Source organism: Sphaerisporangium corydalis, assembly GCF_025506355.1.
Lineage (GTDB): Bacteria > Actinomycetota > Actinomycetes > Streptosporangiales > Streptosporangiaceae > Sphaerisporangium > Sphaerisporangium corydalis.
In genome coordinates, this window is the sequence record NZ_JANZYP010000017.1 from 24589 (window position 1) to 48091 (window position 23503).

The 23503-nt window shown below is 73.1% G+C and carries 20 protein-coding genes; 2 read left to right on the forward strand and 18 right to left on the reverse strand.

Translation table 11 applies throughout. The features are described 5' to 3' along the window. Window positions 1-99: 99 nt before the first annotated feature. Together NYZ98_RS14560 and NYZ98_RS14565 are read right to left on the reverse strand one after the other, a co-directional pair. Window positions 100-1086 carry an NAD-dependent epimerase/dehydratase family protein gene (locus tag NYZ98_RS14560; RefSeq protein ID WP_262843290.1) on the reverse strand — a complete coding sequence of 329 codons (987 nt, stop codon included), beginning with the start codon at window positions 1084-1086 and terminating at the stop codon, window positions 100-102. 130 nt (window positions 1087-1216) lie between these two features. Next, a complete protein-coding gene (locus NYZ98_RS14565; RefSeq protein WP_262843291.1) occupies window positions 1217-2218 on the reverse strand; it encodes an NAD(P)/FAD-dependent oxidoreductase in 1002 nt (333 codons plus the stop codon). Window positions 2219-2481: 263 nt separating this feature from the next. Here NYZ98_RS14565 and NYZ98_RS14570 point away from each other — a divergent pair, with 263 nt between their 5' ends. Next, window positions 2482-3774 (forward strand): ArsB/NhaD family transporter, encoded by a 1293-nt coding sequence (locus NYZ98_RS14570; RefSeq protein WP_262843292.1) that lies wholly within the window; start codon window positions 2482-2484, stop codon window positions 3772-3774. A gap of 118 nt (window positions 3775-3892) precedes the next feature. Here the strand turns inward: NYZ98_RS14570 and NYZ98_RS14575 are convergent, their stop codons facing one another. Next, window positions 3893-4291 (reverse strand): VOC family protein, encoded by a 399-nt coding sequence (locus NYZ98_RS14575; RefSeq protein ID WP_262843293.1) that lies wholly within the window; start codon window positions 4289-4291, stop codon window positions 3893-3895. A gap of 93 nt (window positions 4292-4384) precedes the next feature. On the opposite strand from NYZ98_RS14575, the gene NYZ98_RS14580 reads away from it, so the two are divergent. Further along, window positions 4385-5377, forward strand: a complete 993-nt coding sequence (locus NYZ98_RS14580; RefSeq protein WP_262843294.1) for a helix-turn-helix transcriptional regulator — start codon at window positions 4385-4387, stop codon at window positions 5375-5377. A gap of 74 nt (window positions 5378-5451) precedes the next feature. Here the strand turns inward: NYZ98_RS14580 and NYZ98_RS14585 are convergent, their stop codons facing one another. The 15 genes from NYZ98_RS14585 to NYZ98_RS14655 form a co-directional block, all read right to left on the reverse strand. Next, entirely contained in the window at window positions 5452-7086 is a 1635-nt protein-coding gene (locus NYZ98_RS14585; protein WP_262843295.1) for a PucR family transcriptional regulator, read from the reverse strand. A 119-nt stretch (window positions 7087-7205) separates the two neighbouring features. Beyond that, window positions 7206-8330 carry an o-succinylbenzoate synthase gene (gene menC / locus NYZ98_RS14590; protein ID WP_262843296.1) on the reverse strand — a complete coding sequence of 375 codons (1125 nt, stop codon included), beginning with the start codon at window positions 8328-8330 and terminating at the stop codon, window positions 7206-7208. 25 nt (window positions 8331-8355) lie between these two features. Continuing rightward, a complete protein-coding gene (locus NYZ98_RS14595) occupies window positions 8356-9147 on the reverse strand; it encodes a GNAT family N-acetyltransferase (protein ID WP_262843297.1) in 792 nt (263 codons plus the stop codon). Next, entirely contained in the window at window positions 9144-10268 is a 1125-nt protein-coding gene (locus tag NYZ98_RS14600; RefSeq protein ID WP_262843298.1) for a M20 family metallopeptidase, read from the reverse strand. The genes NYZ98_RS14595 and NYZ98_RS14600 overlap by 4 nt, the downstream gene beginning before the upstream one ends. A gap of 2 nt (window positions 10269-10270) precedes the next feature. Beyond that, window positions 10271-11662, reverse strand: a complete 1392-nt coding sequence (locus tag NYZ98_RS14605; RefSeq protein ID WP_262843299.1) for a serine hydrolase domain-containing protein — start codon at window positions 11660-11662, stop codon at window positions 10271-10273. Next, window positions 11659-12447 carry an ABC transporter ATP-binding protein gene (locus NYZ98_RS14610; RefSeq protein WP_262843300.1) on the reverse strand — a complete coding sequence of 263 codons (789 nt, stop codon included), beginning with the start codon at window positions 12445-12447 and terminating at the stop codon, window positions 11659-11661. Before NYZ98_RS14610 ends, NYZ98_RS14605 begins: the two co-directional genes overlap by 4 nt. Continuing rightward, a complete protein-coding gene (locus NYZ98_RS14615) occupies window positions 12444-14348 on the reverse strand; it encodes a dipeptide/oligopeptide/nickel ABC transporter permease/ATP-binding protein (protein ID WP_262843301.1) in 1905 nt (634 codons plus the stop codon). The genes NYZ98_RS14610 and NYZ98_RS14615 overlap by 4 nt, the downstream gene beginning before the upstream one ends. 1 nt (window position 14349) lies before the next feature. After that, the gene (locus tag NYZ98_RS14620) at window positions 14350-15372 is read right to left on the reverse strand and encodes an ABC transporter permease (protein ID WP_262843391.1); all 1023 of its coding nucleotides are present in this window, start codon (window positions 15370-15372) and stop codon (window positions 14350-14352) included. A 2-nt stretch (window positions 15373-15374) separates the two neighbouring features. Next, a complete protein-coding gene (locus tag NYZ98_RS14625; RefSeq protein ID WP_262843302.1) occupies window positions 15375-16976 on the reverse strand; it encodes an ABC transporter substrate-binding protein in 1602 nt (533 codons plus the stop codon). A gap of 69 nt (window positions 16977-17045) precedes the next feature. Further along, a complete protein-coding gene (locus NYZ98_RS14630; RefSeq protein WP_262843303.1) occupies window positions 17046-18425 on the reverse strand; it encodes a serine hydrolase domain-containing protein in 1380 nt (459 codons plus the stop codon). A gap of 121 nt (window positions 18426-18546) precedes the next feature. Beyond that, the gene (locus tag NYZ98_RS14635; protein WP_262843304.1) at window positions 18547-19509 is read right to left on the reverse strand and encodes a dipeptidase; all 963 of its coding nucleotides are present in this window, start codon (window positions 19507-19509) and stop codon (window positions 18547-18549) included. Window positions 19510-19543: 34 nt separating this feature from the next. After that, window positions 19544-21052 carry an alpha/beta fold hydrolase gene (locus NYZ98_RS14640; RefSeq protein ID WP_262843305.1) on the reverse strand — a complete coding sequence of 503 codons (1509 nt, stop codon included), beginning with the start codon at window positions 21050-21052 and terminating at the stop codon, window positions 19544-19546. A 124-nt stretch (window positions 21053-21176) separates the two neighbouring features. Then, window positions 21177-21536 carry a zinc-binding dehydrogenase gene (locus tag NYZ98_RS14645; RefSeq protein WP_262843306.1) on the reverse strand — a complete coding sequence of 120 codons (360 nt, stop codon included), beginning with the start codon at window positions 21534-21536 and terminating at the stop codon, window positions 21177-21179. A 68-nt stretch (window positions 21537-21604) separates the two neighbouring features. Continuing rightward, the gene (locus tag NYZ98_RS14650) at window positions 21605-22117 is read right to left on the reverse strand and encodes a TetR/AcrR family transcriptional regulator (protein ID WP_262843307.1); all 513 of its coding nucleotides are present in this window, start codon (window positions 22115-22117) and stop codon (window positions 21605-21607) included. Window positions 22118-22290: 173 nt separating this feature from the next. Continuing rightward, window positions 22291-23466 carry an epoxide hydrolase family protein gene (locus tag NYZ98_RS14655; protein ID WP_262843308.1) on the reverse strand — a complete coding sequence of 392 codons (1176 nt, stop codon included), beginning with the start codon at window positions 23464-23466 and terminating at the stop codon, window positions 22291-22293. Between the last annotated feature and the right edge of the window lie 37 nt (window positions 23467-23503).

The window sequence follows — 23503 nt, forward strand, 5'->3', positions numbered from 1 at the left end:
GGAAGCGACCGTCAGACCGGCACCAGGAGGGATCGCCGGGCCGTCACCGGGGGATCGTCAGGCGGGCACGGGATCGCCAGGCGGGCGCCGGGGGGATCGTCAGGCCAGGGGGGCGCCGGCGAACTCCTTCATGCCCTCGGCGAAGCCCACGCTCGCCCGGAAGCCCAGCTCCGCCGCGGCCCGGCCGGGCGCGGCCATGATGTGCCGGACGTCGCCGAGCCGGTACTCGCCGGTGACCACCGGATCCGGGCCGCCCCGCTCGGCGGCCAGCGCGACGGCCATCTCGCCGACCGTGCGCGGCTCACCGCTGGCGATGTTGTACGCGGCCAGGACGCCCGGCGCGCCGCCGGACAGGGCGGCGGCGTTCGCCCAGGCGACGTCGCGGACGTGCACGAAGTCACGCCGTTGCCCGCCGTCCTCGAACACCTTCGGCGCACGGCCGGCCGCCAGCGCGGACCGGAAGATCGCGGCCACGCCGGAGTACGGCGTGTCCCTGGGCATCCTCGGCCCGTACACGTTGTGGTAGCGCAGCGCGACCGCGGTGCCCCCGGTCTCCCTGGCCCAGTTGGCGCTCAGGTGTTCCTGGGCGAGCTTGGTGGTGGCGTATGCGTTGCGCGGGTCGGCGGGCGCGTCCTCGGCGATGGCGGCGGACGCCACCGGGGAGCCGCACGCGGGACAGCGGGGTTCGAACAGCCCCCGTGACAGGTCCGCCGCAGCGCGCGGACCCGGCCGTACCCGCCCGTGCGCGGGGCACTCGTACGCCCCTTCCCCGTAGACGACCATCGAGGACGCCAGCACCAGCCGTCCCACGCCGTGCCCGGCCATCGCCGCCAGCAGCACGGCCGTGCCGTGGGCGTTGACCGACGTGTACTCGGGCAGGTCGGCGACGTCGACGCCGAGCCCCACCTTGGCCGCCTGGTGGACCACCGCCTCCATTCCGGGCAGCGCCCGGCCGAGCGCGGCGGCGTCGCGCACGTCCTGCCCGCCGCGCAGGTCGAAACTCCTCACCTCATGCCCGGCCTCCTCCAGCGCCTCGACGACATGACTTCCGATGAACCCGGCCGAACCGGTCACGAGTACCCTCACCCGGCCGACGGTAGGCCCCCTCCCACCGGCTGCGGCGAAACCACCCGGGACCGTTCGCGAGCCGTAAGAACCGGCGGCCGGCGCGGCCGGGCGGGTGCCCGGCATCGGCCGGTGGGGTGCGCCGGGTGGCTCACGCGGCGGCCGTGCCCGGGCGCGCCCCGGCGAGGGCCGCGTCGGTGTCGGCGGTCACCAGGTCGGCGTTGATGTGCGCCCCCGCCAGGGCGCCGGCCGCGGCGGCCCCGCCGACCTGCGCGGACAGGTCGGTGGCGTTGCCCGCCACCCACACGCCCGGCACGGAGGTGCTTCCCGCCGGGCCGGTGACGAAGTGGCGGCCCATGCCCTTGGGCAGGTCCGCCATCGGCAGGGCAAGACCGGTGACGCCGTCGGTGCGGGCCAGCATGGTGGTGGCGACCGCGATCACACGGCGGGGCACGATCCGCCCGTCGGCCAGCCGTACGCCCGTGATGCCCTTCTCGTCGGACTCGACCCCGGCCACCGGCGTGTCCACGACCCGGACGCCGCGTGCGGCGAAACGCGCGCGGGTGTCCTCGTCCAGGCCGGTGCCGCGGGTGAAGTAGACCAGGTCGTCGGTCAGCTGCCGGAACAGCAGCGCGTGGTGGACGGAGGCCGGGCCCACGGCCAGGATCCCGATGGGTTCGTCGCGCACCTCCCAGCCGTGGCAGTACGGGCAGTGCACGACGCCGTGTCCCCAGTGCCGGGCCAGCCCCGGGACGTCGGGCAGCTGATCGCGCAGCCCGGTGGCGACCAGTATCCGCCGCGTGCGCAGGACGCCGCCGCCGGCCAGGGTGACGGTGAAGCGAGGGTCGCTCCCGGCGGGGGAGGCGGCCGGGACGGCGGAGGTCACCTCGCCGGCCATGATCCGCCCGCCGTAGCGGGTCACGTTCTCGCGGCCGATGCTCAGCAGCTCCGCCGGTGCGATGCCTTCCAGGCCGAGCAGGCCGTGCACGCCGTCGGCCGGCGCGTTGCGGGGTGTGCCGCCGTCGACCACGATGACCGAGCGGCGGGAGCGGGCGAGCATCAGCGCGCCGTTCAGCCCGGCGGCGCCGCCGCCGATCACCACGGCGTCGACGGTCTCAGGAGGCGGTTCGTCGGTCGGGTATCCGGTGGTCATGGTCGTGGCCCTTCGTGTGGCTGAGAGAACTGCGCTGTCTACGACACTAAGCACCGTTTGCGATTGACGCATTCCCTCTTGCGTATGACGCAAGGAACGACCGTGCCGCCGTCGGCCGATCGTCAGCTCTCACGTTGTTGATAGGCTCGTCGGCAGGTGAGCCGGGAAGTCTGGTCGGCAGTTCCGCCGTCGACCTCGCAGGAGCCCGCCGTGTGTCCTCGTGACCCCCTCACCGTCCTTTCCACCGGCACCTCCGGCTCCGCGTGAGCCCGCAGGCCTGGCTGTCGGTCGCGGTCTTCCTCGGCGCGTACGCGCTGATCGCCACCGAGCGCGTCCACCGGGTGGCCGCCGCCCTCGGTGGTGCCGCCCTCATGCTGCTGATCCATGCCACCGACGCCGGCGCAGCGTTCTTCTCCGAGACAAGCGGCGTGGACTGGAACGTCATCTTCCTGCTGATGGGCATGATGGTCATCGTCGGCGTGCTCAAGCGCACCGGCGTGTTCGCGTACCTGGCGATCTGGGCGGCCAAGAGGGCGCGGGGCCGGCCGTACCGGCTGATGGTGCTGCTGGTGATCATCACCGCGGCGGCCTCGGCGCTGCTGGACAACGTCACCACGGTGCTGCTGGTCGCGCCGGTGACGTTCCTGGTGTGTGAACGACTGGCGCTGCCGGTGGTGCCCTATCTGATCGCCGAGGCGATGGCCTCCAACATCGGCGGTACGTCCACGCTGGTGGGCGATCCGCCCAACATCATCATCGCGAGCCGGGGGGGCCTGTCGTTCAACGACTTCCTGGTCCACATGGCGCCCATGGTGGTCATCTTGATGGTGGCGTTCATCGGGCTGTGCCGGGTGATGTTCCGCAAGGCGTTCGTCTACGACCCTGAGCGCGTCGCCGAGATCATGCGGCTCGACGAACGGGAGGCGATCACCGACCGCACCCTGCTGTGGCAGGGCCTGGCCGTGCTCGGCCTGGTGCTGGCCGGCTTCGTGCTGCACCCGATCCTGCACTACGAGCCGTCGGTGGTGGCGATCCTGGGCGCGGGGATCTTGGTGGCCGCCACCAAGGTGACCACCGAGCAGGCCATCGAAGAGGTGGAATGGGAGACGCTGATCTTCTTCATGGGGTTGTTCGTCATGGTCGGCGCCCTGGTGGAGACCGGTGTCATCGGGCGCGTCGCCGAACTGGCGGTCACCGCCACCGACGGGCGGCTCGGGCTCGCCACCATGGTGATCCTCTGGGCGTCGGCCGCGCTGTCGGCGATCGTGGACAACATCCCGTACGTGGCGACGATGAGCCCGATCGTGGCCGACCTGGTGCAGGCGAACGGCGGCGGTCAGCACGCCCGAGTGCTGTGGTGGGCGCTGGCCTTCGGCGCCGACCTGGGCGGCAACGCCACCGCCGTGGGCGCCGCGGCCAACGTGGTCGTGCTGGGCATCGCCGCCAGGAACGGCCATCCGATCAGCTTCTGGACCTTCACCAAGTACGGGCTGATCGTCACCCTCGTCACCGTCACGCTGGTGACGCCCTACCTGTGGCTCCGCTACCTGACCTGAGACCACCGGCCGCCGCGAACGGCTCGCCCCGCGCGGCCCGGATCACGCGCCGGCAGGTGGTGGGCGCCTTGGCCGGCCGGAGGGCGTGATCCTGACGATCCGGTGGACGGGCCCGTCGTCAGCGGGTGAACTTCGCGATGGCGTCGGGGGTGACGGGGGTGAAGAAGTTGACGAGGTTGCCGTCAGGGTCGCGGAACAGCAGGGAGCGGTTGCCCCAGGGCATCGTGGTGGGCCGGTTGACGAAGTCCTCCACCAGGCCGGCCAGCTTCTCGTACACCACGTCCACGTCGTCGACGAGGAACTCGATGATGACGCTGTGGTTGTCGGCGGGGCGGGCCGAGCCCGGCGCGAACAAAGGGACGGTGCGGGTGGCGGCGATCGCGAGGGTGGCCGAGGCGGTCCTGATCTCGGCGAAATCCTCGTTGGCCCAGCTCGCCTCCACTCCGGTGACGCGCTCGTAGAACCCGGCGAGGCGGGCGACGTCGCCGGTGATGAGGCGGATCGAGATGAAGTCCATGGTGCTCTCCTGGCCGGTCGGCGGTGGTGGTGACCACACGCTACGACCGATACTGGACACAATCCGCCCACTATCTGCGGCAGACTTCCAGGCATGTCCCGACCCACCGCCCGCGTGCTCGCCCTGCTGGAGCTCCTGCAGTCCGGAGACGTCAGGACCAGGGCCGAACTGGCCGATCGGCTGGAGGTCGACGAGCGCACGGTGCGCCGCTACGTCGGCCATCTGGTCGACCTCGACGTGCCGGTCGAGTCGGTGCGCGGACGCTACGGCGGCTACCGGCTCGCCCCCGGCTTCCGTATGCCTCCGCTCATGCTGACCGACGACGAGGCGCTCGCCGTGCTCCTCGGCCTGGTCGCGGGCCGGCGGGCCGGCCTGATGACGGCCACCGGCACCGCGAGCGAGACCGCGGCGGCCAAGGTCCGGCGCGTGCTGCCCGACCGGCTCGGCCGCAGGCTCGACGCCGTCCTCGGCACCCTGGTCTTCACGACCCCGCCGGGCGAGCCGGCCGCCCCCGAGACGGTCGTCCTGCTCTCCATCGCCGACGCGGTACGCCACCACCGGCCGATCGCGGTCCGGTACACCGCCGCCGACGGCCGGCGCAGCCACCGCACCCTGCACCCCTACGGGCTCGTCGCCCACGCGGGCAGGTGGTACGTGACGGGCGCGGATCCGGCGATCGGCGAGGACCGGACCTTCCGGCTGGATCGCATCACCAGCGCCAGGACCCTGCCCGGCTCGTTCGACCCGCCCGCCGAGCTCGATCCGGCGCGGCGCGTCCTCGCGGGGCTCGCCGCGACCCCGTACCGGCACGAGGTGACGCTGCTGATCCAGGGGACGGCCGAGCGGATCCGCACCCGGCTCCCGGCCGGCGTCGCGCGCGTGGAAGAGCCGCCGGGCGCGGACTCCCCGGCCGGGCAGTGGTCGCGCGTCGAACTGCGCGTGGAACGGCTCGACTGGCTGCCCGGCGTGCTCGCCTCGCTGGACCTGCCCTTCGTCGTCGAGCGGCCGGCCGAACTGCGCGACCTGGTGGCGGCGCTCGCCGACCGGCTCCTGCGCTCGGCCCGGCGGGACTCGCCTCGCCCATGACAGATCGCCTCGCCCATGACGGATCGCCTCGCCCATGGCGCGAATCGCCTCGCCCATGAGGCGGATCTACGGGTTCAGCGTGGCGCCAGGATGCGCAGTTGCAGCATCGCCGCGAACCGCTGCTCGGGGTCGTCCAGGTCGATCTCGCCCACCTCGGTGACACGCCTGAGCCGGTAGCGCAGGGTGTTGGCGTGGATGAACAGGGCGCCGGCCGCCTTGGCCACGTCGCCGTGGGCGTCCAGCCAGGCCTCCAGGGACTCGACCAGGCCGGCGCCGTTCCGCTCGTCGTACTCCATCAGGCGGGCGATCGCGCCGCCCGGCCGCTCGTCGCGCGCGGCCGCGAGGTCACGCAGTTCCAGGATCAGGGCGAGCGTCTGCACGTCATCGAGCCGGGCCACCCGGAGGGTGGTGTGCCCCTCCCGCATCACCCGGAGCACCCGGTCGGCCTGGGCCCTGCCGCGGACGATCCCGCTGATCTCCGATTCCGCGGGGCCCACCGCCACGATCGCGCGAAGGCCGCCGCCGACCCGGTCCACGAAGTCGGACGCCAGCCGGACGGCGCGCTGTTCGGGGGCGCCCGTCGAGACGACCACGGGCAGCAGGCCGTAGACCGTGCCGCCGACGGTCCCCATCGCCGAGGACGGCACCGTCACCGACAGGTGGACCGACAGCGCGTCCGCGAGCCGTTCGAGGTCGGCGGCCCTGCTCTGGTCGGCGCGGGCGTGATCGTCGTCGGCCAGCAGGCCCGCGCTGACGATGACGAGGCGGCGACCGGCCAGGCCGAGCCGCACGAGCGCGTCCCGTGCCCCGGCGCCCCCTTCGAGTACCGTCCCGATCAGGTCGGTGCGCAGCCGTCGCTGGACGTCGGCGCCGGCGCGGATCCGCAGCAGGTGCAGCGCGACGAGCTTGGAGACGTCGAGCAGCGCCTGCGTGCGCTCGGCGTCGATGTCGCCGTCCATGGCCGCCCAGATCGAGCCGAGGATCTCGTCGCCGGCGCGGACCGCGATGGCGACGCGCTGCACCGTCATCCCCTCGTACCCCAGGTCCTCCGGCGTGACGACGACCGGCCGCTGGGAGCGGTACAGGTCGCGGAAGACGCCCAGTTCCGTCAGCCGCGTGGCGTACCGCTCGGGCACCTGACGGCCGATGACCGTCTCCACGCGGGAGGGGTCGGCCTCGTCCTGGCGGCCGGAGAAGGCGAGCACCCGGGAGTTGCGGTCCTCGATGGTGATGGGGGCGTTCAGCAGCGCGGCCACGGCGTTGGCCACCGCGAACAGGTCACCGGAGGGGAGCCCGCCGAGCGACTCGTGGCCGGTGACACCGATGTCCCCCTCGGCGAGCATCGCCCGCATGAGGGCCGTGAGCTGCGCCCACGTGGCACCCCGGCGCAGGCCGATCACCGCCACGCCGCTCTCCTGGACCGCCTCCCGCACCTCGGCCGTCAGGGTCACCGGGGCCCGGACGACGAGCCCCACCGCGCCGTGGCCGCCGAGTGAGCGGAGCAGGCCCGGCAGCGTGCCGCCGGCCGGGTCGACGCCGACCCCGAGCACGAGCGAGCGCGGCGGCGGCACGGGTTCGTCCAGCGGGTCGAAGATGACGAGCCCGCTGATCTCTCCGGGCCGGCCGACGTCGCCGGCGACCAGTTCGAGGAGCGTCGTCCCGAGGTCGTCCAGCACTCGCCCGAGGCTGGCACGCGGACGCTGGCTCACGCCCGGCAGTATAGGCGGCCGGCCCCACGCCCGATCCGGCCTGGTCACACGGAGGTCCTCACCTCGCCCGCCGGTGATCGGAAGGGCGTCAGCACCGCGCGGACGCGGCCCGCCGACGGTCAGAAGGCGATCCACTCGGTCGACGTCGTCACCGCGTCGAGCAGGTCAGGGATGGGCGTGACCCCGAGCCCAGGGCCGGTCGGCACGGCGATGTGACCGTCCTCGATGACGATCGGCTCCGTGATGTCGGTTTTGTAGAAGCGGTCGGAGGCGGAGACGTCCCCCGGCAGCGTGAATCCCGGCAGGGCGGCCAGGGCCACGTTCGCCGCCCGGCCGATGCCCGTCTCCAGCATCCCCCCGCACCAGACCGCGAGCCCGTGGGCCGCGGCCAGGTCGTGGATCTTCCGGGCCTCCAGGTAGCCGCCGACCCGGCCGGGCTTGATGTTGATGATCTGGCAGGCGCCGAGCGTGATCGCCGCGGCGGCGGTCTGCGCGGAGACGATGGACTCGTCCAGGCAGATCGGCGTCGCCATCCGCCGTGCCAGCTCAGCGTGCCCGAGGACGTCCTCCTCCTCCAGCGGCTGCTCGATCAGGAGCAGGTCGAACTCGTCGAGCCTCGCCAGGTGGCGCGCGTCGCGCAGCGTGTAGGCCGTGTTGGCGTCGACCTGGAGCGGCACGTCCGCGCCGAACCGCTCGCGTACGGCGGCCACCGGGACCAGGTCCCACCCCGGTTCGATCTTCAGCTTGATCCGCATGTACCCCGCGTCCAGGTAGCCCTCGACGACCTCCAGCAGGTGCGGGACCGTGTCGTGGATGCCCACGGAGACGCCGCTGGGGACCCGGTCGGCGACCGCGCCGAGCTCGCGGCCGAACGAGCGGCCGAGCGCGCGGAGCTCGGCGTCCAGGACCGCCATCTCCACGGCCGCCTTGGCCATGCGGTGCCCCTTGAACGGGTGGAGCAGGCCGGCGACGGCCGCCGCGCCCGAGCGCGCGACCGCGTCACGTCCCTCGGCCGAGGCCAGCTTCGGGAGCAGGAAGCGCCGCAGCACGTCCGCCTGGGAGTCGGCGTACTCGCTCGAGTAGAGCGGGTCGGTCATCGCGACGCACTCGCCCCAGCCTTCGGCGTCGTCCGTCACGGCCTTGAGGATGAGGATGTCGCGCCCGGTCTGCGTGCCGAACGAGGTCCGGAACGGTGACACGAGCGGCATCGAGATACGGCGAAGTTCGACTCCGCGGAGCTTCATGACTTTTCTCCGGATCTGTTCGATGTCACGGTCGGGCGAGCTCGACGAGGTAGCCGAAGCCGGCGTCGAAGTCGACGACGCGGCCGCCGGAGGCCATCAGCGGCTCCAGCTCGTCGCGGAGCCGGAGGCGCCAGGCCGCCGCGGCGGCGGCGTCGCCGGCCCGCAGGGCCTCGATGTCGGCCGGCGCCGCGACCTTCCGGTACGGCGCGCCGCCGATCGGGCGCTCGAACGGCGTCCCGGAGCAGGCGGCGAGGGCGCGCGGCGACAGCAGGTCCCAGCGCACCAGAAGCCGGTCGGTGTCGTCGCCACCGTTGATCGCGTCGTGCATCACGCCGTAGAAGTTGGTGAGGTACTCCACGGGGAGCGCCCCCAGCTTGACGATGTTGAAGTAGGCGTTGCGGCTGACCAGCGGATCGAAGGTCCACTCGATCGTGACGATGCCGCGGGCGAGCGCCCACGCCCGCTGGTGCAGCTTGATCGCCCGCCCGACGCCGCGGCCGGCCAGCCCCGGCGCCACCCCGGCGATGTGGCTGTGCAGGGTGCGTGCCGCCGGCTCCGCGTGGAAGCCGATGCACACGCCGACGAGCCGGTCCCCGGCGTAGGCGCCGGTGACGTAGTTGCCCGCCTTCGTCAGCGCGCGGAGGAACTCGACGGTGATGAGCGGGTTCTCCGGCCGGCCCCAGATGCCCACGAGCAGGTCGATCACGGCGCGGGCCTCGTGCAGGTCCCGTACCTCCCGGATCACCACCGCCGCCTTCGCGGCCCACCTCGCCGCGTCCTCCGCCGCCAGGTCGAGGGAAGAAGCCTCGATGCTCACGCCCCGTCCTCCCGAAGTTCGGCGACCAGCTCGCGCACCAGCACGGTGCGGTCCAGCAGTCTGGCGACGACGACGTGCTCGTCGTCGGCGTGGGCGCCGCCGCCCACCGCTCCCAGGCCGTCGAGCGTCGGGGTCCCGACGCCCGCGGTGAAGTTGCCGTCCGAGGCGCCGCCCACGCTCGCGCCGGACACCGGCGGCAGACCGAGCCGCGCCGCGAGGGCGATGGCCCGTTCGAGCAGCGAGCGGCTCGCCGACTCCTCCAGCGGCGGCCGGTTGACACCGCCCCTGATCTCGATCACCGCGCCGGGGACGGTCGGCGTCAGATCGCGCAGCTCGCGGTCGACCCGCAGCTGCTCGTCGTGGCTTCGCGCGCGCACGTCCACGGCGAACGACCCGGAGGCGGGCACCGTGTTCGTCGTGGTGCCCGCCGCGATCACGGTCGGCGTGACGGACGTGCCGGCCGCCGGATCACTCAGGGCGCTCGCCGCGATCGCGAGGTGGGCCAGTTCGAGCGTGGTGTTGACGCCCTTCTCCGGCTCCAGCCCGGCGTGCGCCGCGCGGCCGGTGACCCCGACCTCGTACAGCGACACGCCTTTGCGCGCCACCTTGAGCGCGCCGCCGGCGGCCGATCCCTCCAGCACGAGCACCGCCTTGGAGCGGCGGGCCTCCTGCTCGATCAGCGCGCGCGAGCTGGGCGACCCGATCTCCTCGTCCCCGGTCACCAGCAGGGTGACGCCGGCGCGCACGGGCAGGCCGGCGACGGCGTGGATCGCCATGACCAGGCCGGTGAGCATGTCGAAGCAGCCCGGGCCGCGCAGCACGCCGCCGGCGATCCCGTACGGGTGGGTCGCCAGGGTGCCGAGCGGCCAGACGGTGTCGTGGTGGGCCAGGAGCAGCACCTGGCGGTCGCCGTCGCCGAAGCGCCACCGCAGGTGCGCGCACCCGTCGATGGTGATCCGCTCCGGTTCGGCGCCGAGCCGCGCGGCGCCGACGCGGGCGACCAGATCGGCCGACCTCGCGACCGCGGCCTGGTCGGAGGAGGGCGACTCGCACTCGACGAGTTCCCTGAGGTCGGCGAGGAACGTGTCGAGGCCGAGGGAGCCATGTGAGATGCCGGGCACGGTCAGCCGAGCTTCTTCGGGGTCGCGCGGGCGCCGTAGTGGACGTACTCCTCGCCCGAGGGCAGCGAGTAGAACGTCACCGGCGCCCACGACTCCATGCCTTCGGGACGGACCGCGTACACGCCCTGCGAGACCGGGATCATCTCGTAGGTCTCGACGGGGGTGACCTCGAGTTCGGCCAGCGGGCCCATCACCGTGACACGCAGGCTCGGCTTGCCGTCGTCCTCGAACACCTCCATGCGCACCGACTCGCGCTCGTAGGTGCCGGCGTACGGCGCCACGTCGGTCGCGGACGGCTCGGCGGGCGGCTCGAACGGCTCGGGCAGCCGCACGCCGGTGAGCTCGCCGAAGATCTCGTCGTAGAGGTCGATGTAGAGGTCGTGGGTGTGGCCGCCGTTGGTGTTGAGCGAGACCGCGACGCCGGCCTCCGGCAGGATGCGCAGGAACGCCGCCTGCCCGATGGTGTTGCCGTCGTGCCCGTAGGCCCGGTGGCCGTGCCAGTCGCAGCGGAACCAGCCAAGACCCCACGAGTCGCCGAGCAGGTGCTTCTCGGGGCAGTCGGTCTGGTAGGCCGACATCGCCTCGGCGCTCTCCGGCGTCAGCACCCGCGTGCCGTCGGCGGCGGCCCCGCCGGACATGTGCATGCGGGCGAAGGCGAGCACGTCGGTGACGGTCGCCGTGATCAGGCCGGCCGGGCCGACCGCGCGGGGCAGGCCCCACACGGGCGCGGGCACCGTGCCGTCGGCGCCCTTGACGTGGCCCATCGCGTGCGCGAAGACCATGGCCTCCTCGGGCAGGGTCGAGGTGTGGGTCAGGCCGAGCGGGGCGAAGAGCATCTCCCTGATCGCCGCGTCCCAGGTCTGGCCGGTGACGACCTCGATGATCCGGCCGAGCACGGAGTATCCGGCGTTGCAGTAGGACCAGGTGGCGCCGATCGGGTGGTTCTGCGCGGAGTCGGCCACCAGCGTGACGTACTTCTCCAGCGCGTCGTCACCGCGGCCGGTGTCGGTGAACAGGTCGCCGTCGATGCCGCTGGTGTGGGTGAGCAGGTGCCAGACGCTCACCGCCGCGGTGGCCTCGGGGTCGCGCAGCCGGAACTCCGGCAGGACCTCCACGACCGGGGTGCGGAGGGTGAACCGGCCCTCGTCGACGAGCCGCATGACGACGGTCGCGGTCCACACCTTGGAGATCGAGCCGATCTGCCAGACCGAGTCCGTACCGGCGGGCTGACCGGTGCCGGTGTGCAGGACGCCCGTCGCGGCGGTGACGAGCTCGTCGTCCGCGCCGTCGGCGCCGAGCCGGAGGATGCCCAGCTGGGCGCCCGGGATGCCGTGCTTCGCCGCGAGTTCGTCGAGGCGGTTCTGCCAGTGGACCTGGTCGATGGTGGTGGTCACGTCTGCTCCTTCAGGGCCGAGGTGGGGGCGGGCCGCCCGTTTCCCGATGAGGTGCGGCGCACGGCTCCGGGCAGGGCGGCGAGAAGATGGCGGGTGTAGTCGTGCTGTGGCGCGCCGAGCACTCGCGCGGTCGGGCCGTACTCGACGATCTCTCCGGCGTACAGCACCGCCACGTGGTCGGCGACGTAGCGGACGACCGCCAGGTTGTGGGAGATGAACAACATGGACAGGCCCAGTTCGCGGCGCATGTCCCGGACGAGGTTGAGCACGGCGCCCTGCACCGAGACGTCCAGCGCCGAGGTGATCTCGTCGGCGAGGATCACCTCGGGCCGGGCGGCGAGCGCCCGGGCCAGCGCGACCCGCTGACGCTGGCCGCCGGAGAGCCGCACGGGAAGGTCGTCGGCGCGTGAGGCGTCCAGGTGGACCAGCGCGAGCAGGCGCGCGATCTCCGCACGCCGTGCCTCCTTGCCGAGGCGTTCCCGCATGGCCTCCGCGATGCTCTCGCCCACGGTCATCCGCGGGTCGAGCGAGGAGTACGGGTCCTGGAAGACCATCTGCACCGGGCGCGCGCGGCCCCGGTTCGGCACCGGCCGCCCGTCCAGCAGGATCTCGCCGGTCGTCACGGGCGCCAGGCCGACGGCGGCCCGCGCCAGCGTCGACTTCCCCGAGCCCGACTCGCCGACCAGGCCCACGACCTCGCCGCCGGCGACGTCGAGGCTGACGTCCTTCAGCACGGTGTGCGAGCCGTAGCGCACCGAGACGCCGCGGAAGCTGAGCAGGCTCATACGGTGACCTCCGCGCTGTCGGCGGGAAGCGGCCACCCGGCCTTGTGGCAGGCCACGCGGTTGCCCGCCGCGTCGGCCTGGAGCGGGGGTTCGACGGCGCGGCAGTGGTCGTCGGCGAGCGGGCAGCGTGCCGCGAAGGCACAGCCGGCCGGGACGTCGGAGGGGTCGACCGGCGTGCCGGGGATGACGGCGAGCGGCCGCGTCAGGTCGGTCTCCATGTCCGGCACGGCCGCGACCAGCGCCCGCGTGTACGGGTGCCGGGCGAGGGTCCCGAGGTCGCGGGCCGGCAGTTCCTCGACGATGAGGCCGGCGTACATCACCAGCACCCGGTCGCACACCTCCGTCACCACCGAGACGTCGTGACTGATGAGCAGGAGGGCGGCACCGGTGTCGCCGCGCACCTCGCCGAGGAGCGCGAGGACCTGCCGCTGGACCGTGACGTCCAGGGCGGTGGTCGGCTCGTCGGCGATGATGAGCCGCGGCGTCCCCATCAGGCCCATGCCGATCATCGCCCGCTGGCGCATCCCCCCGGAGAACTCGAAGGGGTACTGCCGCGCGCGCCGCTCGGGCTCGCGGAGCTTGACCGCGTGGAGGCGGTCGACCGCGCGGGCGAAGGCCGCCCTGCGGCCCAGCCCCTGGTGGAAGCGGCCCACCTCGGCCAGTTGCGGCCCGACCCGGTGGGCCGGGTTGAAGGACGTCATGGGGTCCTGGAAGACGACGACCAGCGACGTGCCGAGGCGTTTGCGCAACGACGCGGGATCGTCGGCGGCCATGAGGTCCTCTCCGGCGAAGACCAGGTGGTTGGCGTCGACGCGGACCGGCTCCTCGATGAGCCGGGCCACGGCCAGCGCCGTCACCGACTTGCCCGAGCCGGACTCGCCGACCACGCCGACGGCCTCGCCGTCCCGGATGGCGAACGTGACGCCCCGCACCGCGTGGATCGGGCGCCGGGCGCCGGGGATCGTCACCCGCAGGCCGTCCACCGACAGGACCGTGCCGGGCTCGGGGTCCGGCGCCGCGACCGCGGGCCCGGCGGACTCGCCGGCGGCGCCGCGGACCGCGCGGACGCGCGCCACGCCGGGGATCACGTCGATGCCGAAGGCGGCCGCGAAGGCCTCGCCGGTGAGGTTGAACGCCAGGCCCGCGAGGACGACGGCGATGCCCGGCCCGAGCGCGGCGAGGGGGTGGACGTAGATGCCGTTGAGCCCGTCCTGCATGAGCTTGCCCCAGTCGTAGGACGGGGCCTGGACGCCCAGCCCGAGGAACGAGAGCCCGGAGAACGTGAGCAGCACCCCGCCCGCGGCCATGGTCGCGTTCACGATCAGCGGTTCGGCGATGTTCGGCAGGGCGTGGCGGACCAGGATGCGGAATTTGCTCACGCCCGCGATACGGGCGGCGGCGATGTAGTCCCGCTCCGAGACGCCGGACAGGAGCGTGTGGCACAGCCGGGCGAACGCGGGCGCCCCGGCGAGGCCCACCGCCAGCGCCGCCCCCCGCGCGCCGACGCCGAAGACGACGGCGAAGAACAGGACGAGCAGCAGGCCGGGGAAGGCGACCAGCACGTTGACCGCCGAGGTGATGAAGCGGGCCACCCGCCGTCCGGTCAGCATCGGCGCGGCGCCGAGGACGACGCCCAGCACCATGCCGATCGCCGTCGCCGCCAGGGCCAGCGTGATCGAGAGCCGGGTGGCCACCAGCACCCGGAAGAACAGGTCCCTGCCGAGGTTGTCGGTGCCGATCCAGTGCTCGCCTGAGGGGCCGGCGAGCAGGTCACCGGTGTCGATGACCGTGGCACGGCCGTCCCACAGGACCGGTCCGAACACCGCGACCAGCAAGACGACGGTGAGGAGGCCGAAACCGGCGAAGCCGACGGGCCTGAGCAGGACGCGTGCCGCGCGCATCTCAGCTTTCTCCGATCGTCGAACGCGGGTCGAGCAGCGCGAGCACCACGTCGACGAGGGTGTTGATCAGCAGGACGCCGACGCCGTAGATCAGGACGGTCCCCTGCACCAGCGGGTAGTCCTTCGACACGATCGAGGAGACGATCGTGGAGCCGAGCCCCGGCCAGGCGAAGACGTTCTCCACCAGCACGGTCCCGGCCACGAGCGAGCTCAGCAGCAGGCCGCCGAGCGTCAGGCTCGCCGTCACGGCGTTCGGCAGGGCGTGCACGAGCTGGACCCGCCACGGCGTGAGCCGCTTGGCCCGCGCGGTGCGGATGTAGTCGGCCTCCATCACGGCGAGCATCTCCACGCGGACGATGCGCGACAGCACCGCGCAGGGGCCGATCGCCAGCGCGAGCACCGGGAGCACGTAGGAGTCCGGGCCGGCGCGGCCCGCCACCGGGAACAGGTGGGTCTGCACCGCCAGCAGGTAGACGAGCCCGACGCCGACCAGGAAGTCGGGGATCGCCCCGAGCACGACGTTGGTCCCGGTGAACGCCAGCTCCGTACGCCGCCCCTTACCGCGGCGGGTGATCACCGCCATCACGACGCCCACGGGCACGGCGACGAGCACCGAGAGCAGGAACGCCGCCACCGCGAGCTGGGCCGTCGCGGGCAGACGCTGGGCGATCGTCTCGCCCACGGGCAGCCGGGTCGAGATCGAGACGCCCAGCTCCCCGCGGAGCAGGTTTCCGAGGAAACCGGCGTACTGCCGCCAGAGCGGGTCGAGCAGGCCGAGGTCCCGTGTGCGGGCCAGCACCAGCTCCGCGGGAGCGGTCGGTCCGAGCGCGGCCCGCACCGGATCGCCCGGGACCAGGTGGATCATCAGGAACGAGGCGGTCACCAGGACCCAGAGCGAGACCAGCAGGCGTCCCGCCCGCCGCAGCGCGAAGCGGAGCCATCTGTGCGACCACAGATCGCCCGCCCGGCCGCGCAGGCCCCGCGCGGCCGAGGGCGGGACGGCCGCCGGCGTCCAGCCCCCCATCGTCACCCGAGCATCCGGATGCTGGTCGGGACGATGCTGCCGACGATGGAGAGCTTCGCGCCCTTGAGGAAGGTCGGGATCACGTTGTTGGCGAACGGCACCACGTCCGCGGCCTTGTAGAGCGCCTGCTCGGCCGCGAACCAGTCCGCGCACCCGTCGGCGCCCTTGGCGCTCATCGCCTTGGTGGCCAGGGTGAGGTAGTCGGCGTTCTCGATGGCGGCGAAGTTCGTGCCCTTCGGGGCCGTGGTGCCGGAGAGGAACGGAATGAGCTGGTCGGGGGTACTGACGTTGAGCGGCACCCAGGCGATGTCCCAGTCACCGGTGCTGAAGAGCGCGGCGGAGACCTGGGTCGGGTTCAGCTGGGTGACCTTGGCGTCGATCCCCACCGCCTTCCAGGCCGCCAGGGCGAGTTCCGCGGCGGCGCTTCCGCCGCTTCCGAGCGTGTTGCCGTAGATGAGGGAGACCGAGAGCCTCTTTCCGCCCTTGGCGCGGACGCCGTCCGAGCCCTTCGCCCAACCGGCGGCGTCCAGGGCGGCCCCCGCGGCGGCGGCGTCGAACGACGGCACGTGGCCGGTCACGGCGTCGCCGACGCAGCCCGTCGGCTCCAGGACGGCCAGCTGGGTCGCGGCGGCGCCCTTGCCGGAGGTCAGCGCCACCTGAAGCTGCTTGAGATCGAGCGCCTGGGTCAGCGCCATGCGGACCGCCTTGTCGGAGGTGAGGTGGCCGGACGCGTGGTTGTACCACTGCTCACCGACCACCGTCTGCGTGCCCACGGAGGCCAGCCCCGCCGCGGCGAGGCGGCCGGCGTCGGGGCCGGCGATCGTGACGGCGTTGACGGTGCCGGCGAGCAGTTCGTTGCCGGCGGTGGTCTCGTTCGCGACGATCTTGACGGTCACCTTGGCCGGCATTCCCTGCTCGGCGGTGGTGGCGCCGCCCGGCCCCCACGTGTAGCCCTTGCGGAGCTCGTAGGTGTAGTGGTCCGACGGGACCGCCTCGGTGAGGACGTAGGGGCCGGTGCCGCTGGTGCCGGCCTTGAGGGTGGCGCGGTCCTTCATGCCGGCGTCGCACACCATCGGCAGGTTCGCGAACGAGTTCAGCGCGAACGGGGCCGGTGCGGCCAGTTTGACGGTGACCGTCGAGCCTGAGGCCGAGGCGGTCGCGCCGGCGGGGATGAAGACCCCGAGGAACGGGCTCTTGTTGGCCGGGGCCTCCACATAGGTGATGTTGTCCACCACGGTCTTGGCCGTGAACGCCGTGCCGTCGGAGCAGGTGACGCCGTCCTTGAGCGTGAAGGTGAGCGTGGTGTCGCCGACGGTCCAGGACGCGGCCAGCTGCGGGAGGATCTTGCCGTCATCGGCGACGGCCACCAGCTTGTCGTAGGCGTACTGCGTCATGCCGAACAGGGTGCTGTCGACCGAACCCTGCGGGTCCAGGGCGCCCGGGTCCGAGGAGCCGTCCATGGTGAAGGTCTTGCCGTTGACGTAGGCGGCGGCACCCGGCGAGGCGGAGTCGGACGTGCCGCCGCCGCCACAGGCGGCGAGACCGGCCGTACCGGTCAGTGCCAGGGCGAGCGCCGCGAGGGTCCTCGTGCGTATGGGGGACATGCGGTTCCTTTTCTGGGGGGTGAGCGGGATCCGCCCGGGCTCTCGGACACGGGCGAACCGCCCGGGCTCTCAGGCGCGGGCGACCACACGGCCGTAGTGGATGTACTTCGCCCGGTCCGTCGCGTCGCGTCCGATGAAGGCGAAGATGAGGTGGATGCCGTGCGTCGGTTCGAGAGAGATCAGCGAGTCGCCCTCGAAGTGCACGAGCCGGCTGCGCTCGGGCCTCCCGCCGATCTCGGCGATGACGTCCTTGGGCACCCGGTCGAGCCAGATCGCGCCCTCGGCGTCCTGGCTGACGGTGATGTCGTAGATCGTGTCCGCGTAGTGGCCCAGGTAGGGCGCCGGGTCGATCGTCTGCGGCTCGGCGGGCGGCACCGGACGGCCCGGCAGGGTGACGCCGGTGAGCTCCTTGAGCAGGTACGCCGGCACGTCGTTGAAGATGCCGAAGAAGTCGCCGCCGTTGGTCAGCAGCGCGATCGCGACGCCGTGCTCGGGGACGAACCTGAGGAAGGCCACCTGGCCGATGGTCCCGCCGTCGTGGCCGATCACGGTGTGGCCGTCGTGCTCGTCCATCTCCCAGCCCAGGCCCCACGAGCCGCCCATGCCGCTGAGCCGGGGCACCTTCACCTGCGGGCGCCGCATCGCGGCCACGGTCTCCGGCCTGAGCACGACCGAGCCGTCGGGCGCCGTGCCGCCCGCCAGGTGCATGGCGACGAAGCCGAGCAGGTCGCGGGGGGTCATGGCGAGCATCGACCCGGCGGGGCCGTTGGACTTCGCGAGCGCCCAGACCGGCGCGGGCGCCAGGGAACCGTCCTCGCCGGGCACGTGGCCGACGGCGGCCCGGTGCAGGATCGCCTCGTAGGGGCTCGGGGAGACGTGGGTGAGGCCGAGCGGGGCGGCCAGGCGCTCGACCAGCACCTCGTCGAAGGGCTTGCCGCGCAGCACCTCGACCAGGCGGCCGAGCACCACGAAGCCGGTGTTGTTGTAGGAGAAGACCTCGCCCGGCTCGAAGAGCTGCGGGATGTCATGGAGCGAGGTGACGTACTTCTCGATGGCGTCGTCGCCTCGGCCGGTGTCGGTGAAGATGTCGCCCTCGAAGCCGGCGACGTGGCACAGCAGCTGGCGGGTGGTGATCGTGTCGGCGGCGGCCTCGTCACCGATGGTGAACTCCGGCAGGTAGGCGCGCAGCGGCTTGTCGAGGTCCACCAGGCCGTCGTCCACGAGCTGCATGACCAGGGCGCTGGTCCAGAGCTTGGTGATCGACCCGATCTGGAAGACCGAGTCGGTCGTCGCCTCGACACCGGTGGCCTGGCTGAGGACACCGGCGGCGGCGGTGAGCACCCGGCCTCCGGCGAGGACGGCGACCGAGGCGCCGGGCACGCCGCGCTCGGCCACGATCCGGGCGAAGTGCTCGTCGAGCCAGCTCTGGACACTTTCCGGCGACATCATGTGCTGAGGCTAAGGGGCGGGCCCGCTGCCGTACTCGTCCGATCGGACAACCTTGCCCGTCGCGGTCATCCGATCGGACAAGCCCGCCCCGCGCCCCTTCGGGTGAGCCGCCCGCACCGCGTCATTTCCAGACCTGACCGGCCACCCGCCGGAAGTTGCCGCCCAGGATGCCGCGCACGGCCTCGTCCGGGTAGCCGCGCCCGACCAGCTCCCGCTCGATCAGCAGCGTGACCTCCGGCTCGACGAACCGGATCACGCCCCAGCGGGTGTACTCCTCGGGGAACAGGTCGGGGTTGGCCTCGAGGTCCACCTGCAGGTCGTCGGCGTCGAAGGAGAAGTCGCTGCCGATGCCGACGTGCTCGGGCCCGACCAGTTCGACGGCGTAGTCGATGTGGGCGACGAAGGCGTCGAGGGTCGCGGTGTTCGGGCCGAGGAAGATCCCGACGCCGGGGATGCCGATGACGCCGCCGGTCGCGGCGCACTCGCGCGCCTGCTCGTCGGTGACGTTGCGGACGTGGTCCCACAGCCCGCGCATCGCGGAATGGGAGTAGATCATCGGCTGCTCGGAGACCGCCGAGAGGTCGAGCCCGGTACGCGTGCCGCAGTGCGAGCCGTCGACCAGCATGCCGACCTCGTTCATCCGCCTGACCAGGTCGCGGCCGTACGCCGTCAGGCCGGTGTCGGTCGTGTCCAGGCAGCCGCCGCCGGCGGCGTTGCCGTTGTTGTAACTCGGCAGCAGCGACTTCACGCCCAGGTCGTAGAAGGTGCCCACCATGTCGAGGTCACCGGCGAGCGGGTTGGAGTCCTCCAGGTCGAACGCCACCACGACACGGTCGCCGGGGACCGCGGCGTCGATCTCCCCGATGGTCGTCGCGATCTCCAGGGCGGGGTGGGCCTCGATCGAGCGGGTGAAATGGTCGATATAGGAGAGCGCGTCCTCGCGTGAGTGCGGCGCGTAGCCGACGTTGACGCTCACGTACGCGCCGCCCGGCCGGCGGTACCGCAGGAGGTCGCTGACGTCGGCGTCGAGGGTGAGGGGCAGGCAGGTGTGCTGCTCCCAGAAGGCGCGGCTCGCTGTGGTCATGGCGACATCCTGGCCCATCCCCGGACGGGCGCGTCTACCCGAGGGCGGGGTCGTCCCGCCGGAACTCCGCCCGCCAGAGCCGCGGATCCTGGAGTTCCTCCAGCCGGACCAGGGAGAGGCCGCCGGTGGCGAAGGACTCCATTTCGGCGCGGGTGAGCGGCCACGGCGGCCCGTCCTCGTCGCCGTCATCGGCGTCCCTGGCGGCCATGACGGTGATGAGCGTGCCGCCCGGCCCGACCAGGCGGCGGACGGCGGCGACGGCCTCGCGGCGCAGGCTCACCGGCAGGGCCTGGACGGTGAAGATCTCCACCACCAGGTCGAAGGCGGCGATCCATTCGGCGGGCGGGGCGAGCAGGTCGGCGGTGCGGTAGCGCACCGGCGAGGCGGGGTGGCGGGCCTTTGCGGTCCGGATCGCGGTCCCGGAGATGTCGAAGGCGTCGGTGTCGAAGCCGAGGCCGGCGACGTACTCGGAGTCCGCGCCCAGCCCGCAGCCGATCACCAGCGCGCGTCGTCCCGCGCCGGTGAGCGCCTTGGCCGAGGCCCACTCCCGGAGCGGTTCGCGCGGGCCCTCGCGGTCCCACGGCATCGGCACCTCCCCGGCGTCCGCGGCGGCGTACAGCCGCTCGAACCATCCCGTCGGGTCGTCGCCGGCCAGGGCCTTGGTGGCGAGCACGTCGGCCTGCCGGCCCCAGCCGCCGGAGGTGTGCCACAGGATCGCCGGGACGACCACGTCCCACGCCGCGCGGGGCAGTTCGTGGCCGACCGCCGCGAGGGGCAGCAGCCGCGCGCCCGGGATCTCCCTGGCCAGGGCGCGGCCGTGGCCGAGCGGGAACAAGGGGTCCTCGGCGCCGTGCAGGACCAGCGTCGGCACCGAGATCTCGCCCAGCCGCGCGCGCCACCGGCCGGGGCCGCCGATCATGTGGTGGTTCTTCATCGCCGACTCGACGCCGGTCGTGCGGCCGACCGCCCGGGTGGCGACGGCGCGCACCTCGGCCTCCTCGAACGGGCGGCCGGGCGCCGCGCAGGACCGGCAGCCGGCCACGATGTGGTCGACGACGGCGTCGCGGTCCGACCAGTCCGGTTCCGGCGGCGCGGCGGCGAAGGCGGCCCGGAGCGCGTCCGTCATGCCCGGCAGGTCGGGGTCGCCCGGCCCGCCGCTCGTGCTGATCAGGGTCAGCGACGCCACCCGCTCGGCGTGGTCCAGCCCGATGACCTGGGCCATCCCGCCGCCCATCGAGATGCCCACGATGTGCGCCCGCGACACGCCGAGCCCGTCCAGCACGCCGAGCGCGTCCGCGATCAGGTCGTGCCCGGTGTACGCCGGGGCGCCCGCCGGGTACCGGGCCGACCGCCCGGTGTCCCGGTGGTCGTACCGGATGACATAGCGGGATCCGGCGGCCAGCCGCTCGCAGAACTCCGGCTCCCACCAGTCCATCGAGGCCGTCGCGCCCGCGATCAGCAGCACCGCCGGGTCACCCGGCTCACCGAACGCCTCCACGCACAGGTCCACCCCGTTGACCCGGAGCATCTTCTCGTTGGTCACACCGGCGACCCTAGTTCGCCGCACCGACAGATCCACGGCCGGATCGCCCGGACGTCCACGGGGTGAAGGACCTCCCGGTCACCTGGGACGCGTGACCGCCCTCGGCGCCGGGGTGGTCCGGCGTTCACGGCAGCAGGATCACCTTTCCGCTGACCGTGCGGGACTCGGCGAGGGCCAGCGCGGCGGCCGCCTCGCCGAGGGGGAAGCGAGCGGCGATGGCGGGCTTCAGGGTCCCGTCGGCGACCAGGGCGAACAGGCCGGCCGCCCTCAGCGCGTCGTGGTGGCGGGGGGAGGCTCCTTCGATGACCCGGATCCCGGCGTGCCGCGCGAGCTGGATGAGGGTTCCGCCCACGCCGCCGCCGGCGCCGTGCACGAGGATCGTCTGGCCGGATCGGACGCGCGCCGACCGGTGCAGCATCTGCCACGCGGTCACTCCGTTGACCAGGACGGCCTCCGCGTCGGCCGGGTCGACACCGGCCGGCACCACGACAAGTTACTGACTGATCAGTCACATCTGGGGCGAAAAAACGGCCGCCGTGACCCGGCGGCGCGTCAGTGGCTGATTCCGGCGCTCACCGTGCGCGCCCAGCTTTCGTCGACGGCCCCGAGGTCGGCCTGGACGATGAGGTGGCAGAGCTGGCCGTAGGCGAGGAAGCGCTGCACCGCGCCCGGGTCCGCGCCGGACACCCGTGAGACGGCCCGCACGACCCTCGCGACCCCCCGTCGGACGGCGTCCCGGATCTCCGGGACGTCGCAGGCGCTCTGCGCGTGCACCTGCAACATGATCAGGTTCCGGTCGCGGATCAGGTTCACGTACGCGGCCGACATCGCGGCCAGCACGTCGTCGGGGGCGGCGGGCCCCACGGCCTCGCCGCCCCTGACGAGGGTGGCGGTGACCTGGTCGTAGCAGTGGTCGACCGTCGCGACGAACAGGCCGAGCTTGCCGGGGAACAGGCGGAACACATAAGCGGGCGACACCCCGGCCGCCTCGGCGACCTCGGAGACGGGGGTGGCGTGGTAGCCGGCGTGCGCGAACGCCGCGACGGCACGGGACACGATCTTCACGCGCTGGTCCTCGGCGGTGGAGCGTGACCCGCCGGCGGGCCGAACCGGACTCGGTGCCATGTGACTGATTGAGCACTCACAAATGTGCGTCTGTCAAGCCGCCGGGGCCGCTTGGGCGTGGATCCCGGCGGCGCTCTCACCACCGCGGGGCCGCCGGCGCCGTGCCGGTGCGCTCAGCCCGTCACCGGCGTCCGGTAGGGACGGAAGAACGCGCGCAGCTCCTCCGCGTACAGCTCGGGCACCTCGAACGGCGCGAAGTGCCCGCCGTGCGGGGGCTCGGTCACGCGCGCGACGTTCGCCGTGCGCTCCAGCCACGCCCGGGGCGGCCGGACGACGTCACCGGCAAAGATCGAGAAACCGGACGGGACCTCGACCCGGCGGGCGAGCTGCTCCGGGGCGATCGCGGCGTTCGCGTGGTACATGCGCATCGACGAGCCGATCGTCCCGGTGAGCCAGTAGATCGTGATGTTCGTGAGGATCTCGTCCTTGGTGAAGCGCTTCTCGACGTCGCCGTCACCGTCGCTCCACGACCGGAGCTTCTCCACGATCCACGCGGCCAGCCCGGCGGGTGAGTCGTTGAGCCCGAAGGCCGCGGTCTGCGGCTTGGTGCGGTGCATGGCCGCGTAGGCGCCCTCGTCCCGGCCCCAGGCCGCGGCGCCGGCGATCCAATCGCGCTCCTCGGGCTCCAGGTCCGCCGGGTCGCCGTGGTGGATCGGCAGGCCCGCGTCGGTGCGGTGGACGGCCACGACCCGCTCGGGGTGGTCGAGCGCGAGGTAGCGGCTCACGTGGCTGCCGATGTCCCCGCCCGCGGCACCGAACCGGGGGTATCCGAGGACGTCCATGAGCCCGGCCCACAGCCCGGCCACGGCGATGGAGTCCAGGGGCGGGCCGACGGGAGGGTCGGAGTACCCGAAGCCCGGCACGTCGGGCACCACGACGTCGAACGCGTCGGCGGGATCGGCGCCGTGCGCGCCGGGGTCGATCAGGAGCGGGATGACCTTCTGGTACCGCCAGAAGGAGTCCGGCCAGCCGTGGGTGAGGACCAGCGGCAGCACCGGCCCCGCCGGCGCGACGGCCCTGGCGTGCACGAAGTGGATCCCGAGGCCGCCCACGGCGACGCGGAAACGGGGGAGCCGCGCGAGGGCCGCCTCCTGGGCCGGCCAGTCGAACCCGTCCGCCCAGTAGGCCAGGAGCTCGCGCAGGTAGGCGAGGTCGGTCCCGAGCGCCCACCCGGCGTCCTCGGGCGCGTCGGGCCAGCGGGTCGCGCGCACCCGCGCCCGGAGGTCCTCGATCGCCGCCGAGGTGGCCCGAGGAGCGAACGGTTCGGGGCGGGGCGGGGCGTCCGTCATGGGCCGCATGCTACTGAACCACCCCGGCCCGCCCTCG